The sequence below is a fragment of the Plantibacter sp. CFBP 13570 genome, assembly GCF_014841395.1.
GTDB lineage: Bacteria > Actinomycetota > Actinomycetes > Actinomycetales > Microbacteriaceae > Plantibacter > Plantibacter auratus.
The window spans coordinates 63,933-79,891 of record NZ_JACYTW010000009.1 but is presented as its reverse complement, the minus strand read 5'-3'; the positions used below and the strand labels follow the sequence as shown (position 1 = coordinate 79,891).

Below are 15,959 nucleotides of genomic sequence, written 5' to 3'. Positions count from 1 at the left end.
GCCGTCGCACAGTTTAGTCGACGTGAACCGGGGTCAACGATCGTCGCCGAGCGGCGGCTCAGCGGCGGACGGTTCGACCGACCCGTCGGGCCCCGCGCTCTCGCCGTCGAGGCCCCGCGCACGGGAGAGCTCGGCGCTCGCCCCGGCGCTCCTGGCGCGCTTCCGCAGGATCTTCGCGCTCGCGGAGCGTTCCCCGAGGGCGCCCGGCGTCCACAGCTCGACGTCCTCGGCGCTGAAGTCGCTCTTCGAGGCGCGTCGCTTGAGCTCGGGCAGGACCGTACCGGGCGCGAGCTTCCGTGCGGTGATGAGGAAGCCCGTGTGTCCGATCATCCGGTGGTCCGGTCGCACGGCGAGTCCCTCGACGTGCCACCCGCGCATCATGGTCTCGTTCGACTGGGGGTTCGTGAAGCCGCCCGTCCCTCGGATCGCCTCGGCGACCCGGGACAGCTGGGTGACGGTGGCGACGTAACAGAGGATCACGCCGCCGGGCTTCAGCGCCTCCCACGCGACGTCGAGGCACTCCCACGGTGCGAGCATGTCGAGCACCACGCGGTCGACGGATTCGGCGGGCATCGTGTCGGGCAGGGTCTCCTGGAGGTCGCCGACCGTGACCGACCAGTTCTGCGGGTCATAGCCGAAGAAGGTCGCGACGTTGCCGCGGGCGACGTCGGCGAACTCGTCCCGACGCTCGAAGGAGGCCAACCTGCCCGACGGTCCGATGGCCCGGAGGAGCCAGAGGGAGAGCGCACCGGAACCGACACCGGCCTCGACGACCGTCGCGCCAGGGAAGATGTCCGCCTGGCCGATGATCTCGGCCGCGTCCTTCGGGTAGATGATGGCGGCACCGCGAGGCATCGACATCACGAAGTCGACCAGCAGCGGCCGGAGCGCGAGGTGCTCGATGCCCTCGGTGTTGGCGACGACGCTGCCGTCCGGCAGGCCGATGATCGTGGTGTGCTCGATCATCCCGCGGTGCGTGTGGAAGACCTTGCCGGCCTCCAGCGTGATGGTGTTCTTCCGCCCCTTCGGTCCGGTCAGCTGCACGCGGTCACCCTCGCGGAAGGGGCCGCTGTTCGCCGGCTGGTGGTTCGCGCTCATCGCTGTGCTGCCTCTGTCTCGGGGTGGTGGGTGGTGCCGCTCGCGGTCGAGCGCAGCTCGGCGAGGTCGGCGACGGAGCGCCCGGCGAGGGTGTCCCAGGTGGTGTGGTGCGGGCCCTCGGGGATCGGCACGATGTGCGGGACGGACACGGCGATGGTCCCCGCCGCGAGCGCGGACGCGAGACCGGTGGCGGAGTCCTCGATCGCGATGCACTCGCGCGGGTCGACGCCGAGTGCTTCGGCGGCCCTGAGGTAGGGGTCCGGATGGGGCTTGGGCTGCTCGACCTCGTCGCCGGCGACGATGAGGTCGAATGCGTCGAACGGGATGCCGCTCGCGATGTCCTCGGCCATGGACCGGATCGACATGGTGACGAGTGCGGTCGGCACGCCGGCCTCCCGGAGCTCGTGGAGCAGCTCCTGGGCGCCGGGACGGAACGGGACGCCGCGTTCCTGGATGAGGCGCCGGACGTGGTCCGTGAGGTGGGCGACGATCGTGTCCGCGTCCAGCGCGACGCCGCGGCCCTGGAGCACGGCGGCGGAGTCCCAGAGTCCGTTCCCGACGAGCAGGAGGCCGTCCTCATGGGTCCAGGTGCCACCGTGGGCCGCGACCAGCTCGGTCTCGGCCTCCATCCAGTAGGGCTCGGTGTCGACGACGGTGCCGTCCATGTCCCAGAGGACTGCGGCAGGGAGGAGAGTGGTCACGGGGTGCCATGCTACCGGGTGGCGAAGCGCCTATCCTGGATGGATGGTCGCGGAAGGTCCCCGTGCACCGAGGAGTGAGACGTGACGGAAGACACCAAGGAGCCGCTGGGCGGTCGCCTGCTCGTCGTGGCGTTCGAGGGTTGGAACGATGCCGGCGAGGCGGCGAGCGGCGCGGTGCGCGTGCTTCGCGAGTCGCTCGCCCTCCGCCCGCTGCTCGAGATCGACCCGGAGCCCTACTACGACTACCAGTTCAACCGGCCGACTGTCGGCGTCGACGAGGACGGCAAGCGTTCGCTGACCTGGCCCGGTACCACGATCTCTGGGCCCGACCCCGAAGCGGCGAAGCCCGCGACCCCGCTGGCGGAGGACGCTGCGCTCCGGGTCAGCGAGGGCGGTGGCGACAACGTCTACGTGTTGCTCGGTGCCGAGCCCTCGCGCGGCTGGAAGGCGTTCGTCGACGAGATCCTCGCCGTGATCACCGAGCAGCGCATCACCGGCATGGTGATGCTCGGTGCGATGCTCGCCGACGTCCCGCACACGCGGCCCATCTCGGTCTTCGCCTCGAGCGAGAACGCGGAGCTGCGGCAGGCTCTGCAGCTCGAGCGCAGCACGTACGAGGGGCCGGTCGGCATCCTCAGTGTGCTGGCGGACGCCGCCGAGCGGCAGGGTGTCCAGAGTCTGTCGGTCTGGGCCTCGGTCCCCCACTACGTGCACAGCGCGCCCTCCCCGAAAGCCGTCCTGGCGCTGATCGACAAGCTCGAGGAGCTCATCGACGTCGTCATCCCCCGCGGAGCCCTCGTCGAGGAGTCCGGCGAGTGGCAGAGCGGGATCGACACGCTCGCCGCCGAAGACGAGGACATGGCCGCCTACATCCAGCAGCTGGAGCAGGCGCGCGACACCGTCGAGTCGCCCGAGGCGAGCGGCGAGGCGATCGCCAAGGAGTTCGAGCGGTACCTCCGTCGGGACGAGGGCAAGGGCGACGAGCCCTGGCGGAAGGACCGCGAGTAACCCGGTCCCATCGCCGCGGCGCGACTCCGGTGAGTCGCCGTCCTACTCAGCGCACGCCGAGGAGCGCGTCGACGGCCGACCGCGCGAGGTCGGCGTCGTCGACGCCGGTCGTCGCTGCGGCGTCGACGAGCGCGATGGCGCCCGGCGTGTCGAGGTCGTCCGCCAGGCGGACCCGCATCGCCTGCAGCAGCTCGACGGCGGAAGTGCCACCCGCGCTGTCCGTCGCGAAGGCCGAACGCCAGGTCCCGAGCCGACGATCGGCCAGGACGAGGTGCTCGTCGTGCCATTCCCAATCGCTGCGGTAGTGGTTCGCGAGGATCGCGAGCCGGATGGCCGAGGGGTCTGCTCCGTCGGCGGCCAAGCGTGAGACGAGGACGAGGTTGCCGAGGGACTTCGACATCTTGGTGCCCTCGTAGGCGACCATGCCGGCGTGGCTGAACACCTTGGCGAGCGGGCGACCGGACAGCGCTGCGGCGTGCCCGGCACTCAGATCGTGGTGCGGGAAGACGAGGTCGGAGCCGCCACCCTGGACCGTGAAGTCGGATCCGAGGTGCTGGAGGGCGATCACCGAGCACTCGATGTGCCAGCCGGGGCGCCCTTGACCGACGGGTGACTCCCAGCTCGGCTCGCCGTCGCGCGCCGCCCGCCAGAGCAGTGGATCGAAGGCGTCGCGTTTCCCGGCGCGGTCGGGGTCTCCCCCGCGCTCGGCGAAGAACGCGGCCATCGTCGCTTCGTCGAGCCCGCTCTCCGCGCCGAGGTGCCAGACGTCGTCGGCCGCGGCGCGCACGTCGAAGTAGACGTCGTCTCCGGCTGCACTGTCCGGGGTGTCGACCGTGTAGGCGACACCGCGCTCGATGAGCAGCGCGACGGCGTCGGCGATCGGTCCGATGACCTCGGTGACCGCGACGTAGTCCTCGGGGGGAAGGATGCTGAGGCGTTCCATGTCGCTTCGGAAGAGTTCGACCTGGCTCGCTGCGAGTTCGACCCAGTCGACGCCGGTCGCGGTGGCCCGCTCGAGCAGCGGGTCGTCCACGTCGGTGACGTTCTGGGCGTAGTGCACCTCGTAGCCGGCGTCCAGCCAGACGCGCTGCAGGGTGTCGTAGGCGAGGTAGCTCGACGCGTGGCCGAGGTGGGTCGCGTCGTACGGCGTGATGCCGCAGACGTACAACCGCGCCGTGCGTTCGGCGGAGGCCTCGATGAGCCCGGCGCTCGGGGTGTCCCAGAGGCACGGGGCCGTGCCGGAGCCGGGCAGCTTCGGCACGACCGGGGCGGACCAGGCCCTCACGCGTTGATCACGCCCGTGCCGAGCAGCACCAGCAGGACGACGCCGAGCACGATGCGGTAGACGACGAAGGGCAGGAAGCTGCGCTTCGAGATGTAGCTCATGAAGAAGGCGATGACCGCGAGGCCGACGACGAAGGCGATGACGGTGGCCACGAGCGTCTCGACCGGTCCGTACGGGCTCGGCTCGCCGATGCTCTTGAAGACCTGGTAGAAGCCGCTGCCGAACACCGCGGGGATCGCGAGCAGGAAAGCGTACCGCGCCGCAGCACGGCGCTCGTAGCCCATGAACAGCCCCGCCGTGATCGTGCCGCCGGAGCGGGAGACACCGGGGATGAGGGCGAGGGCCTGGGCGCCTCCGAAGATCGCGCCGTCGCCGTAGGTCAGGCTCTTCAGTCGTCGCTTCTTCGCTCCGACGGCGTCGGCGACACCGAGCAGGATGCCGAACACGATGAGCATGATCGCGACGATCCACAGTGAGCGGAAGGTCGTCTCGATCTCGTCCTGGAACAACAGGCCGAGCACGACGATGGGGACGCTGCCGATGATGATCAGCCACCCCATGCGGGCGTCGGCGTCATCCCTCGGGATCTTGCCGACGAGGGCCTTGCACCAGGAGGAGATGATGCGGACGATGTCGCGCCAGAAGAACACCACGACGGCGGCCTCGGTACCGATCTGGGTGATCGCCGTGAACGCCGCGCCAGGGTCCTTCGCCCCCGGGAGGAACTCGCCGAGGATGCGCAGGTGCGCACTCGACGAGATCGGGAGGAACTCGGTGAGTCCCTGGACGAGTCCGAGGATGATGGCGTTGATGAGGTCCACAGGGCACCTTTCTGCAGCCGGATGGCTGGTGTTCGGCCGGATCCGGCAGTCGTCGGCGGGGCGGCTCCTGGAGCGTCTCGCGGCTCGGAGGGCGCGAAGACGGACCGTGGGAAGTCAGTAGTCGAGGAGGAGGTCCGTGAGGACCTGCTTGCCAAACCCTAGCGCGTCGAGCGGCACGCGCTCGTCGACTCCGTGGAACATCGCGGGGAAGTCCAGGTGTTCCGGCAGGCGCAGCGGAGCGAAGCCGTACCCGGTGATGCCGAGGAGCGACAGCGCCTTGTTGTCGGTACCGCCGGAGAGCATGTACGGGAGCACCGGGGCGCCGGGGTCGTGGCGCCCGAGCGTCTCGACGACCGCGTCGACGAGCGGACCCGAGAACGGTGTCTCGAGGCCGATGTCGCGGTGCATGACGATGATCTCGATGTCCTCACCGACGATCTCCGCGACGCGCGCGAGCACGGCGTCCTCCTCGCCGGGCAGGGTGCGGATGTCGACGAGCGCCTCGGCGCGATCGGGGATCACGTTGTGCTTGTAGCCGGCCTGCAGCAGGGTCGGGTTGCTCGTCGTGCGCAGCGAGGCCTGGATGAAGCCGGAGGCCGTACCCGTCGCGAGGGCGAGCTCGTCCGGGCCGAGCCGTTCGGGTGTGGTGCCGAGGATGGTGGCGATCTCACGGAGCAGCTGCTCGGTGGTGTCGGTGAGTCGGACGGGCCACTCGGTGCGTCCGATGGCCGCCACCGCTTCCGCGAGGCGGGTGACGGCGTTGTCCTGCACGTAGCGGGATCCGTGGGCCGCTCGTCCGGTCGCGACCAGTTTGATCCAGACGAGGGCCTTCTCCGAGGTCTGGAGGAGGTAGGAGCGGCGTCCGCCGAACGTGATCGAGTACCCGCCGACCTCGCTGATCGCCTCGGTCGCGCCGGCGAAGAGCTCGGGTCGTTCCGTCACGAGGTGGTGCGAGCCGAACACACCGCCGTTCTCCTCGTCCGAGAACATCGCGATCACGAGGTCGCGTTCCGGGCGGCGGCCGCTGTCGAGGATCTCGCGGAGCGACGCGAGGATCATCGCGTCCATGTTCTTCATGTCGACGGCCCCGCGTCCCCACAGCAGGCCGTCCTTGATCTCGCCGCCGAAGGGGTCCACCGACCAGTTCGCAGGGTCGGCAGGCACCACGTCGAGGTGTCCGTGTACGACGAGCGCCGGCTTCTCGGGGTTCGCACCGGCGACCCGCGCGACCACGCTGGTCCGGCCCGGAGCGGCGTCGATCAGCTCCGGCTCCAGACCGAGGTCGCGGAGGTACGCCTCGACATATTCGGCGGCCTCCGTCTCGCCGTTGGAGCGGCCCTCACCGTAGTTCGTCGTGTCCATGCGGATGAGGTCCCGCGCGATCCGCGTGGTCTCGTCGAGCGTGAGGTCGGATGCGTCTGAGCCGGAGGTCATGGTTCCACGCTACCCGTCGGCCCTGACCGCTGCACCTCTCCCCCGTTCTGCGCGGTCGGCGCACGGCCGGAAGCCGTCGAGAAGATCCTCTGGCGGTACGAGGTGGTGAACGGCTGTCGAAATCCGTGCTAGAGTTTCTTCTCGTGCCCAGCGAAAGCCGGACACGATCACAACACGCGCGGGTGGCGGAAATGGCAGACGCGCTAGCTTGAGGTGCTAGTGCCCTTACGGGCGTGGGGGTTCAAGTCCCCCTTCGCGCACACCGTGTTGAGACGGCGAACGGCCGGAGCGAAAGCTCCGGCCGTTCTTGTTTTTCCGCCGGACTCCACGACACGCCGACACCCGAGATCGTCTTCGGCCAGAGCGAAATCCGGCGCACCTCCGCCGGTCCCTGAGCCTGCACCGCCGGTCCCTGAGCCTGTCGAAGGGCAGCTCCGGCGGGCTGACCGCGATGCAGGAGAACGCGCGCGCGAGAAGAAGCGCTGTCCTCAGTGCCCGTGGCCCAGGCGCCGACGGAGCAGGTCGATGCGCGACTGCAGCTGCGTCACGCTCGCCTGTGCCACGGCGGGGCCGCCGCAGACGCGTCGCAGTTCGGCGTGCACGAGTCCGTGCGGCTCCTTCGTGTGCTTGGCGTAGAGGCCGACCAGGGTGTTGAGCACCTGGCGCTGCTCCTTGAGGGTGCGGTAGAGCGGAGCGGGGATGTCCGCCTGCGGACTCGGCGAGGCGGCGTTCTTGTCGACGAACGCCCCGCGCTTGGCCTGGCGGCTCTGGCGCTGCACGAGCAGCTCGTGCACCTGTTCAGGCTCGAGGAGCCCGGGGAACCCGATGAAGTCGAACTCCTCCTCGGTGCCCGGCTGGGCGAGCTCGCCGAACTCGTCGCCGTCGAACACCACCCGGTCGAAGTGCGCGTCCGAGGAGACGGCCTGCCAGGTGAACTCCTCGAGGAGTGAGTCGGAAGCCTTGTCCTCGCGCTCCGCGGCCGCCATCATCGCGTCCTCCGGGTTGAAGAGGTCGCCCTCCGCGTCCGGGTCGCTCGGGCGGTCGAGTGCGTGGTCGCGTTCGAGCTCGAGTTTCTCAGCGAGGGCCATCAGGTTCGGCACGTTCGGGAGGAAGATGCTGGCGATCTCGCCGCGTCGACGTGCCCGGACGAATCGCCCGATCGCCTGCGCGAAGAACAGCGGCGTGGCGGACGACGTCGCGTAGACGCCGACGGCGAGTCGTGGGACGTCCACGCCTTCCGACACCATGCGGACCGCGACCATCCAGCGCTTGGTGTTCCCCGAGAAGTCGGCGATCCGGTCGCTGGCCTCCTTCTCGTCGGAGAGGACGATCGTGGGCTGCTCCCCCGTCAGCTCGTGCAGGATGGCGGCGTAGGCTCGCGCGGTCGTCTGGTCGGTGGCGATCACGAGTCCGCCGGCGTCGGGGACCGCTTGACGGACCTCGGACAGTCGGAGGTCAGCGGACTTCAGGACCGCCGGGATCCAGTCACCCTGGGGGTCGAGGGCGGTGCGCCAGGCCGCGGAGGTGATGTCCTTCGTGTTGCCCTCGCCGAGGCGGGCCTCCATCTCGTCGCCGGCCTTGGTCCGCCAGCGCATGTGGCCGGCGTAGACCATGAAGAGCACCGGACGGACGACCCCGTCCTGGAGTGCTCGACCGTACCCGTAGTTGTAGTCGGTGACGGAGGTCCGGATGCCCTGGTGATCCGGCTGGTAGACCACGAACGGGATCGGTGCCGTGTCTGACCGGAACGGGGTCCCGGTCAGGGACAGGCGACGAGTCGCCCGCGAGAAGGCCTCGTGGATGCCGTCGCCCCAGCTCAGGGCGTCGCCGCCGTGGTGGACCTCGTCGAGGATGACGAGGGTGCGACCCGAATCGGTCGTGCGCTGATGCACGGGCGGGTTCGCCGCGACCTGGGCGTAGGTGACCGCGACACCGTGGTAGTGGCGGCCGAAGACCTGATCGCGGTTCGCGAAGTTCGGGTCGAGGCGGATGCCGACCCGGCTCGCGGCCTCGGCCCACTGGCGCTTCAGATGATCGGTCGGGGCGACGACCGTGATGCGGTCGATCGTTCCGCGATGGAGGAGTTCGGAGGCGAGCCGCAGCGCGAACGTCGTCTTGCCTGCGCCCGGTGTCGCCGCCGCGAGGAAGTCACGGGGTTCGGTCGTGAAGTACTGCTCGAGCGCCTCGGCCTGCCAGGCTCGAAGTTTGCTCGCCGTGCCCCACGCTGCGCGTTCCGGGAAGGCCGGTGAGAGGTGTTCGGCTGCGGACCCGCCCAGGTGCTGGGTCGAAGAGATTTCCGCGTTCACTGGAGACCACTGTACCCGGCCGCACCGACACCGCCGACCATCGTGTGCGTCCCCGACACCCATCCGGATGTCCGACTCGCGACTGATCCGCCAGCCGAGGGGCGGGCGTACGCTGGAGGTTCCGGATGCACAGCAGGAGGAACCACCCATGACCGAACAGCACCATCCCTGGTCGCGGTACGTCGCCATCGGCGACTCGTTCACGGAGGGGATCGGCGATCCCGAGCCGGGGGCGCCGGGCGGGCACCGCGGATGGGCCGATCGCGTCGCCGAGGTGCTGGCCGCGCAGAACTCGGACTTCGCCTACGCCAACCTCGCGGTGCGCGGCAAGCTCGCTCAGCAGATCCTCGACGACCAGGTGGAGCCGGCCCTGGAGCTGCACCCGGACCTCATCACGATCTCGGCGGGCGGCAACGACGTGATCCGGCCCGGCACAGACCCCGACGACATCGCCAGACGACTCGAGCAGGCGATCATCCGACTCCGGAGCGACGGAGCGACGGTCGTGCTGTTCACCGGCGTGGACGTCGGCTTCTCCCCCGTCTTCCGGAGCATCCGCGGCAAGGTCGCGATCTACAACGAGAACCTGCGGGCCATCGCCGCCCGACACGACTGCATCATCGCCGACCAGTGGGCCCTCCAGGCGATCCAGGATCCGCGGATGTGGGCACCGGACCGCCTGCACCTGAACGCGCTCGGCCACCACGAGGTCGCCCGCCTCGTCCTGCACGCGCTGAACGTCGAGAACGACCTCAAGCCGCTGCAGCCGGAGCCGCTCCCCGTCAGGCGTTGGCGTCAGGCCCGGACCGAGGACTTCGCCTGGGCGCGTGAGTACCTCGTGCCGTGGGTGCTCCGTCGGGTGCGGCACCAGTCGTCCGGCGACCACATCACCGCCAAGCGACCGCTCGCCGGCCCGTTCCTCACGGTCGCAGCGCAGGACCAGGAACTCGACGTCTGACCGTCCGGCCGATCACCCGGGCTCCGGCGTCTGCTGCGGTCACGGGTTGGTCAGGCGCCACCAGGGCGTGACCGGCGTGACGTCCGCGTCGAGGGCCAGCGGGACGTCGATCGTCGCCGCGCCGCCCTCCGCGCCCGCCCCCACGGTGTAGCTGAGCTTCCCGACCGTCGAACCGGCGGCACCCGCGTCGATGGCTCTGGCGCGGCTCTCGACCGTGATCGGGGTGTCCTGCCAGACGAGCACGGAGGCGTCGGAGGCCACGACGACCTTCGCGGCCTGGTCCCACGCGGTCGAGTAGGAGCCGACCGATTGCCCGGCGGTGGCGAGCTGGACCTGGTGGAATCCGGCCGGCACGCTCTGCAACAGGGAGACCACGGCCTCGTTGAGCACGGTGTGGTCGTCGGCACCGAGGATGACGCCGACGACGGTCACCGTCCGCCCCGCCACCTGGAGGTCGGCGGAGAACAGCAGGCAGGCGCCCGAGGCGTCGTCGGTCCCCGTCTTCATGCCGGTCACCCCGTACTGGCCGAGGAGGGCGTTCGTGTTCTCGACCTCGCCGATGGCGGGCAGCACCGCCGTGGGCTCCTTGACGATCGACGAGAGCACCGGGTCGGCGAGCACGAGCTTGCCGATGGTCACGAGGTCGCTCGGGGTGCTGACGTTCGTCTCGCCCAGGCCGCTCGTGTTCGTGACGGTCGTGCCCGTCAGCCCACGTGCATCGAGCCAGGCGCGCGCCGCGTCGAGGTACGCGTCGACCGAACCGAAGGCCCAGACGGCGAGGGAGATGCTGTAGTTGTTCGCCGACGGGAGGAGCAGTGCTTCGAGCATCTGCCGCTGGGTGAACACCGACCCGGCGACGACGGGTGCCGCTGAACCGTTCTCCGCGATGGTGTCGTAGTAGAACCCGACGTCGGCGTCGGTCAGCGTGATGGATGGGCCCTGATCTCCCGCGGCGAGCGGCTTGGCCTCCAGCACGACGAGGGAGGTGATCGTCTTCGTGATGCTCGCGATGGGGAACGGCGTCTGCTCGCCACTCGAACTCAGGACGCCGTCGAACCCGACGGCACCGATGGCGCCCCGCCCGAATCCGGGCCAGGCGACCGGTGTGGTCTGCTGGACGAGCGAGGTGGTGAGGGCGTCGCTGGAATCGAGCGTCGCAGCCGCGGCCGGCACCGGGCGGAGCAGCGCGCCTGCGCTGTACCCGAACACCCCGATGAGGAGGGCGAGGACACCGAAGACGGCGAGACGGCGGCGGCGGTAGATCTGTCGTCTCGTGAGTGGCACCCGGTCATGCTACCCGGCGCTCCTGCGCGTACCCTGTCGCGACGTGCCGCCGACCGGGTGGTCCTCGGGCAGCGTGGGACCGTGGTCAGCGGACCCGGAGCTCCCAGAGGGCGACGGCACTGGCCGACGCGACGTTCAGCGAGTCGACGCCGTGGAGCATCGGGATGGTCACGATCGTGTCGGCGGCGGCGAGGGCCGAGGCGCTCAGACCGTCACCCTCGGCGCCGAGCACGATGGCGAGTCGTTCCGGCGCGGTCCGAGCATAGGTGTCGAGGTCCACGGCATCGTCGGCCAAGGCCAAGGCGGCCGTCTCGAAGCCGGCATCCCGCAGGACGCCGGAAGCGACGTCCCATTCCGGCAGGCGGGTCCACGGCACCTGCAGGACCGTGCCCATGCTGACGCGGACGCTTCGGCGGTACAGCGGGTCGGCGCAGCGCGGGGTGATCAGGACGGCGTCGGCACCGAGGCCGGCGACCGAGCGGAAGATGGCGCCGACGTTGGTGTGGTCGACGATGTCCTCGAGGATGACCACCCGGCGGGCGTCGGCGAGGAGTTCGGCGGGATCGGCGAGCGGTGGGCGGTGCATCGCCGCGAGGGCTCCCCGGTGCAGGTGGAAGCCCGTCAGCTGCTCGAGGAGTGCGGGCTCGCCGACGAAGACCGGGACGTCGTGGTCCTCGAGGAGTGGCGAGACGTCCTCGAGCCACTTCTCCTGCAGCAGGACCGATCGCGGTCGGTGCCCGGCGCGCAGCGCACGTTCCATGACCTTCGTCGACTCGGCGATGTACAGGCCACCGGCGGGTTCGGACACCCGGCGGAGGGCGACGTCCGTCAGTCGCGCGTAGTCGTCGAGTCGTCCGTCGTCGAGATCGGTGATCCGGATGACCTGCATGTGAGACGTCCTCTCGACGCGATGTTCGACCTCCACCTTGCCAGAGTGGGAACACGATCGAAAACGAGGCCGTTTAGACTCAGGGGAAGTGATGGCCCGGAGCACTCCGGTCATCGCGGACGGATGGACGGAGCAGGCATGAGCACGCTGATCGCAGCAGGGGATCCCGCTGACGAGACGGCCGAGGCCGGGCTCGAACGGGCGATCGAGCTGCTCGCGGACCGACGTGTCGCCTTCCTCACCGGGGCCGGCGTGAGCACGGACTCCGGCATCCCCGACTACCGGGGCCAGGGCGCTCCGGTCCGGACCCCCATGACGGTCGACCAGTTCCTGTCCAACGACGACGCCGCGCGCAAACGCTACTGGGCCGGCAGCCACCTCGGCTGGAAGCGGTTCGACGGTGCTCGCCCGAATGCCGGCCACCGGGCGATCGCGCTCCTCGAGGAGGCCGGCATCGCCGACGGCGTCATCACGCAGAACGTCGACGGCCTCCACGTCAGGGCCGGCTCGCGCCGCGTCGTCGACCTGCACGGGTCGATGGACCGCGTCAGCTGTCTCTCCTGTGGGCAGAGCTACGCCAGGTCGAGCATCGCGGAGCGCATGACAGCCCTGAACCCGTGGCTCGACACCGAGACGGACGTGACGATCAACCCGGACGGCGATGCCGAGGTCGGGCGGGTCGACGAGATCGTCGTCCCCGTGTGCACGGTCTGCGGCGGCATGTTGAAGCCGGACGTGGTCTTCTTCGGCGAATTCATCCCGACGGAGAAGTACGCCGAGGCGGCAGCACTCGTGCGCGGCGCCGACGCACTCGTGATCGCCGGGTCGTCGCTCGTGGTCAACTCGGGGATCCGGCTCCTCGAACTCGCCCGCCGGAAGCGGTTGCCGATCGTCGTCATCAACCGCGGCGTCACGAAGGCGGACGGCCGCGCGGACGTGAAGCTCGACGCTGGTGCCAGTGAGACGCTCACCGGGATCGCCGCTCGCCTGGTCCCGTCCGCCTTCACGAGCGTCGTCTCGCAGGAGGCGACCGACGCCTGACGCCTCAGGCGTCGGTGCGGTCGTCCGCGAGGAACGCAGTGAGGCGCTGCGCCGCGTCGTGCGGCTCCTCGTAGTGGATGAGGTGTCCGACGCCCGGGATGACGTGCAGCTGCGCGTCGGCGAACCGCTTCGCGAGCGCGTACTGCGCGGCGACGGGCGTGATGTCGTCACGCTCGGCGGCGATGAGCAGCGTCCGGCTCGGGATCCGGTCGGCGTACTCGCTGACATCGTGGCTGACCGAGGCGGTGAACGACTCGAGGACGACCTCCCGGTCGGCGAAGGCGCTGAAATACTGGTCGTGCTGGGCGTGGATCCACCGACGGAGCGTCGGGTCCTTCGTCTTCGACATCGCGACGCTCATGATGCGCACGACGCCCTTGTTGCGGAGGAACGCGAATCCCAGGCGTTTCGGGAGCTTCGCGGACGACCAGTAGTAGAAGACCGCGAGCCTCGTCAGGACGCCGCGGGGGCCCTGGAGCGCCGGGGCGGCGATCGGGTTCACGAGGATGAGGTCGTCCGGTCGGAGTCCCCCGGCGACGGCGGCGCTCGACACGATCGAGCCGAACGAGTGCCCGAGCAGGACGACACGGCCGGTCAGGTGCAGCTCCTCGATGAACCGTCCCAGCCAGGCGGCGTACCCCTCGACGGAGTGGGTGGCCTCGGGGAAGGGTGCCGAGCTGCCGAAGCCGGGGAGGTCCGGAGCGATGATCCGGAACCCGGAGAGCTGCGCGACGACCGGTTCGAGGCCGTGGTGGTCGCCCCGGAACCCGTGCACCATGACGATCGTCGTCGACGCCTCGTGGTCGCCGTAGTCCCAGAACCGGGTCTCGGCTCCGTCCACGATGAGCGAGCGCTCCCGGACGGGGATGCGGTCGAGCTGGTCGGCGTACGGTGATTCGACGGGCATCCACTCAGTCTAGGCAGTCCGGCTCCGCGTTCACCCGACGACGCGGACCGTGCCGCCCCGGCGTGGCACAGGACCCTGTCGGAGGTGCGTCATAGGGTGAAGGCGTGAACACGGTCGATGCGAATCCCCACTGGACGGACCGCCTGGCGGTCTTCGATCTCGAGACGACGGGCATCGAGGTGGAGACGAGTCGCATCGTGACCGCCTTCGTCGGTGTCATCACCGCGGACGGTTCGGTCGAACGTTCGTGGTCGTGGATGGCCGATCCCGGGGTCGAGATCCCCGCTCGCGCCGCCGAGATCCACGGCGTCACGACGGAGCGGGCCCGGGCGGAGGGGCGTCCGGCGCCGGCCGTCGTCGGAGAGATCGTCGCCGTCCTCACCGAGCTGTTCGCCGCGCGGACCCCGGTGGTCGCCTACAACGCTCCGTACGATTTCTCCCTCCTGCACTTCGAGGCGGAGCGACACGGGGTGACGTCGATCACCGACCCGTCCCCCGTCGTCGACCCGCTGATCCTCGACCGGCGGCTCGACACCTTCCGGCGCGGCAAGCGGACGCTCGAGGTCGTCGCCGCCCTACACGGCGTTCCGCTCGAGGGTGCGCATGACGCGGGGGTGGACGCCGTCGCCGCCGGACGCGTCGCTCAAGCCATCGGTCGGCTTCATGCCGACGCCCTGCCGACGAGCGTCGACGAGTTGCACGAGGCCCAGCGGACCTGGTCGCTTGAGCAGGCGGAGAGCTTCCAGTCCTACATGCGCCGCGTGCGCGATCCCGAGTTCGTCGCCGACGGTGCTTGGCCCATCCGCACCGGACGCCCTGCCGCCCGACCCGAGGCGCCGATCATCGTCCCAGCGGACCAGCTGCCCATCGGCATCTGAGCTGTACGGCTCGGCACGACGACGAACGCCCCGATCCGAGGATCGGGGCGTTCGTGTATTCCAGCTGAAGGACTACTTGCCGAAGCCCTTGAAGCGCTGGTTGAACTTCTCGACGCGACCGGCGGAGTCCATGATGCGCTGCTTGCCCGTGTAGAACGGGTGCGACTCGGACGAGATCTCCACGTCGATCACCGGGTAGGTGACGCCGTCGAGGTCGATCGTCTTGCCCGACGAGACCGTCGAGCGCGTGAGGAACGTCGCGCCGGAGGCGAGGTCGCGGAAGACGACGGCTTCGTACGTGGGGTGGATGTCAGATTTCATCAGCAGTCCTTGTTGAGTGGATGGTGTGGGTAGTACCCGCGCTCGGAACTCCAGGCACGAGGCAGAAAGCTCTTGGCTCCGCGAGCCAAAGGTCGACTTTACCAGACTCGGCGCGCGTCTGCTCGCCAGCCGAGGACGACTCGCCGAGCATGGCGGTCAGGAGGGAGCGACGGCCGAGCGTCCGGCGCGGGCCGAGCGGGCGTGGAACCGGCCGTCCTCCTCGGTCAGTTCGATCGGGAGGTCGAAGGTCTCGCTGAGGTGCTCGGCCGTGAGTGTCTCGGCGATCGGGCCGGCGGCGACGATGCCGCCGTCGCGAACGAGCAGGACGTGGGTGAAGCCGACGGGGATCTCCTCGACGTGGTGGGTCACCATGATGATCGCCGGTGAGTCGTCGGCGCTCGCGTAGCCGCCGAGCAGCTCGACGAGCTCCTCGCGTGTGCCGAGGTCGAGGCTCGCGGCCGGCTCGTCGAGCAGGAGGAGTTCGGGGTCGGTCATGATGGCCCGCGCGATCTGCACGCGCTTTTGCTCGCCGTCGCTCAGTGTGCCGAAGCGGCGGTCGGCGAGGTGGTCGAGCTTCCATTCGGCGAGGACCCGCGACGCGCGCTTCACGTCGATGTCCTCGTACTGCTCGACCCAGCGCCCGGTGACCGAGTAGGCCGCCGTGAGCACGACGTCCAGGACGGTCTCCTCCGGCGGCACCCGCTTCGCGAGGGCGGAGGACGCGAAGCCGATGCGTGGGCGCAGTTCGAAGACGTCGACCCGGCCGAGCGTCTCGTCGAGCACGGAGACCGTGCCCTTCGAGGGGTGGATGAGCGTGGCCGCGAGCTGCAGGAGCGTCGTCTTGCCGGCGCCGTTCGGGCCGAGGACGATCCATCGCTGGTCGCCCGTCACCGTCCAGTCGACGCCATCGAGGATGGGGTTGAGATTGCGGACGACGGACACATCGGAGAACTGCAACACGCTCGGCATGGTCCTAGCCTATCCGCCAAGACTCGTCGCGCGTCGCCGTCCTCCGAGGTGCCCGCAGG

15 protein-coding genes and 1 tRNA gene are annotated in these 15,959 nt (G+C 69.8%); 5 read left to right on the top strand and 11 right to left on the bottom strand.

Annotation, left to right across the window (positions count from 1 at the left end; translation table 11 throughout):
• Positions 1-33 precede the first annotated feature (33 nt).
• Together IFT89_RS05330 and IFT89_RS05325 are read right to left on the bottom strand one after the other, a co-directional pair.
• Positions 34-1,098, bottom strand: coding sequence for a tRNA (adenine-N1)-methyltransferase (locus IFT89_RS05330; RefSeq protein ID WP_086473243.1), 1,065 nt, complete (start codon positions 1,096-1,098; stop codon positions 34-36).
• Positions 1,095-1,799, bottom strand: coding sequence for an HAD family hydrolase (locus tag IFT89_RS05325; RefSeq protein WP_240043848.1), 705 nt, complete (start codon positions 1,797-1,799; stop codon positions 1,095-1,097). The genes IFT89_RS05330 and IFT89_RS05325 overlap by 4 nt, the downstream gene beginning before the upstream one ends.
• Positions 1,800-1,880: 81 nt before the next feature.
• On the opposite strand from IFT89_RS05325, the gene IFT89_RS05320 reads away from it, so the two are divergent.
• Positions 1,881-2,807 carry a proteasome assembly chaperone family protein gene (locus IFT89_RS05320; protein WP_191941123.1) on the top strand — a complete coding sequence of 309 codons (927 nt, stop codon included), beginning with the start codon at positions 1,881-1,883 and terminating at the stop codon, positions 2,805-2,807.
• A gap of 46 nt (positions 2,808-2,853) precedes the next feature.
• Here IFT89_RS05320 and mshC read toward each other — a convergent pair whose 3' ends face one another.
• From mshC to IFT89_RS05305, 3 genes are all read right to left on the bottom strand, one after another.
• On the bottom strand, positions 2,854-4,092 hold the full coding sequence (gene mshC, locus IFT89_RS05315) for a cysteine--1-D-myo-inosityl 2-amino-2-deoxy-alpha-D-glucopyranoside ligase (RefSeq protein WP_086473244.1): 1,239 nt from the start codon (positions 4,090-4,092) through the stop codon (positions 2,854-2,856).
• Entirely contained in the window at positions 4,089-4,913 is an 825-nt protein-coding gene (locus IFT89_RS05310; protein WP_086473245.1) for an undecaprenyl-diphosphate phosphatase, read from the bottom strand. The genes mshC and IFT89_RS05310 overlap by 4 nt, the downstream gene beginning before the upstream one ends.
• Positions 4,914-5,027: 114 nt before the next feature.
• On the bottom strand, positions 5,028-6,347 hold the full coding sequence (locus tag IFT89_RS05305) for a M20/M25/M40 family metallo-hydrolase (RefSeq protein WP_086473246.1): 1,320 nt from the start codon (positions 6,345-6,347) through the stop codon (positions 5,028-5,030).
• 176 nt (positions 6,348-6,523) lie between these two features.
• On the opposite strand from IFT89_RS05305, the gene IFT89_RS05300 reads away from it, so the two are divergent.
• Positions 6,524-6,607 (top strand) — tRNA-Leu (locus tag IFT89_RS05300).
• A gap of 228 nt (positions 6,608-6,835) precedes the next feature.
• On the opposite strand, the gene IFT89_RS05295 is transcribed toward IFT89_RS05300, so the two are convergent.
• Complete coding sequence (locus IFT89_RS05295; protein WP_240043850.1) at positions 6,836-8,653, bottom strand: DEAD/DEAH box helicase; 1,818 nt, start codon at positions 8,651-8,653, stop codon at positions 6,836-6,838.
• 148 nt (positions 8,654-8,801) lie between these two features.
• Here IFT89_RS05295 and IFT89_RS05290 point away from each other — a divergent pair, with 148 nt between their 5' ends.
• Complete coding sequence (locus IFT89_RS05290) at positions 8,802-9,611, top strand: SGNH/GDSL hydrolase family protein (protein ID WP_079705978.1); 810 nt, start codon at positions 8,802-8,804, stop codon at positions 9,609-9,611.
• A gap of 39 nt (positions 9,612-9,650) precedes the next feature.
• Here IFT89_RS05290 and IFT89_RS05285 read toward each other — a convergent pair whose 3' ends face one another.
• Together IFT89_RS05285 and IFT89_RS05280 are read right to left on the bottom strand one after the other, a co-directional pair.
• Positions 9,651-10,895 (bottom strand): D-alanyl-D-alanine carboxypeptidase family protein, encoded by a 1,245-nt coding sequence (locus IFT89_RS05285; RefSeq protein WP_137241648.1) that lies wholly within the window; start codon positions 10,893-10,895, stop codon positions 9,651-9,653.
• An 85-nt stretch (positions 10,896-10,980) separates the two neighbouring features.
• On the bottom strand, positions 10,981-11,784 hold the full coding sequence (locus IFT89_RS05280; RefSeq protein WP_138947103.1) for a TrmH family RNA methyltransferase: 804 nt from the start codon (positions 11,782-11,784) through the stop codon (positions 10,981-10,983).
• A gap of 138 nt (positions 11,785-11,922) precedes the next feature.
• Here IFT89_RS05280 and IFT89_RS05275 point away from each other — a divergent pair, with 138 nt between their 5' ends.
• The gene (locus tag IFT89_RS05275; RefSeq protein ID WP_085510927.1) at positions 11,923-12,825 is read left to right on the top strand and encodes a Sir2 family NAD-dependent protein deacetylase; all 903 of its coding nucleotides are present in this window, start codon (positions 11,923-11,925) and stop codon (positions 12,823-12,825) included.
• Between the two features lie 4 nt (positions 12,826-12,829).
• On the opposite strand, the gene IFT89_RS05270 is transcribed toward IFT89_RS05275, so the two are convergent.
• Complete coding sequence (locus tag IFT89_RS05270) at positions 12,830-13,732, bottom strand: alpha/beta fold hydrolase (RefSeq protein ID WP_137241650.1); 903 nt, start codon at positions 13,730-13,732, stop codon at positions 12,830-12,832.
• A gap of 104 nt (positions 13,733-13,836) precedes the next feature.
• Between IFT89_RS05270 and IFT89_RS05265 the strand changes: the two genes are divergently transcribed.
• Complete coding sequence (locus tag IFT89_RS05265; RefSeq protein ID WP_137241651.1) at positions 13,837-14,610, top strand: 3'-5' exonuclease; 774 nt, start codon at positions 13,837-13,839, stop codon at positions 14,608-14,610.
• A 72-nt stretch (positions 14,611-14,682) separates the two neighbouring features.
• Here the strand turns inward: IFT89_RS05265 and IFT89_RS05260 are convergent, their stop codons facing one another.
• Positions 14,683-14,931, bottom strand: a complete 249-nt coding sequence (locus tag IFT89_RS05260) for a type B 50S ribosomal protein L31 (RefSeq protein ID WP_056005588.1) — start codon at positions 14,929-14,931, stop codon at positions 14,683-14,685.
• Between the two features lie 156 nt (positions 14,932-15,087).
• Complete coding sequence (locus IFT89_RS05255) at positions 15,088-15,900, bottom strand: ABC transporter ATP-binding protein (protein ID WP_159878845.1); 813 nt, start codon at positions 15,898-15,900, stop codon at positions 15,088-15,090.
• Positions 15,901-15,959: the final 59 nt, after the last annotated feature.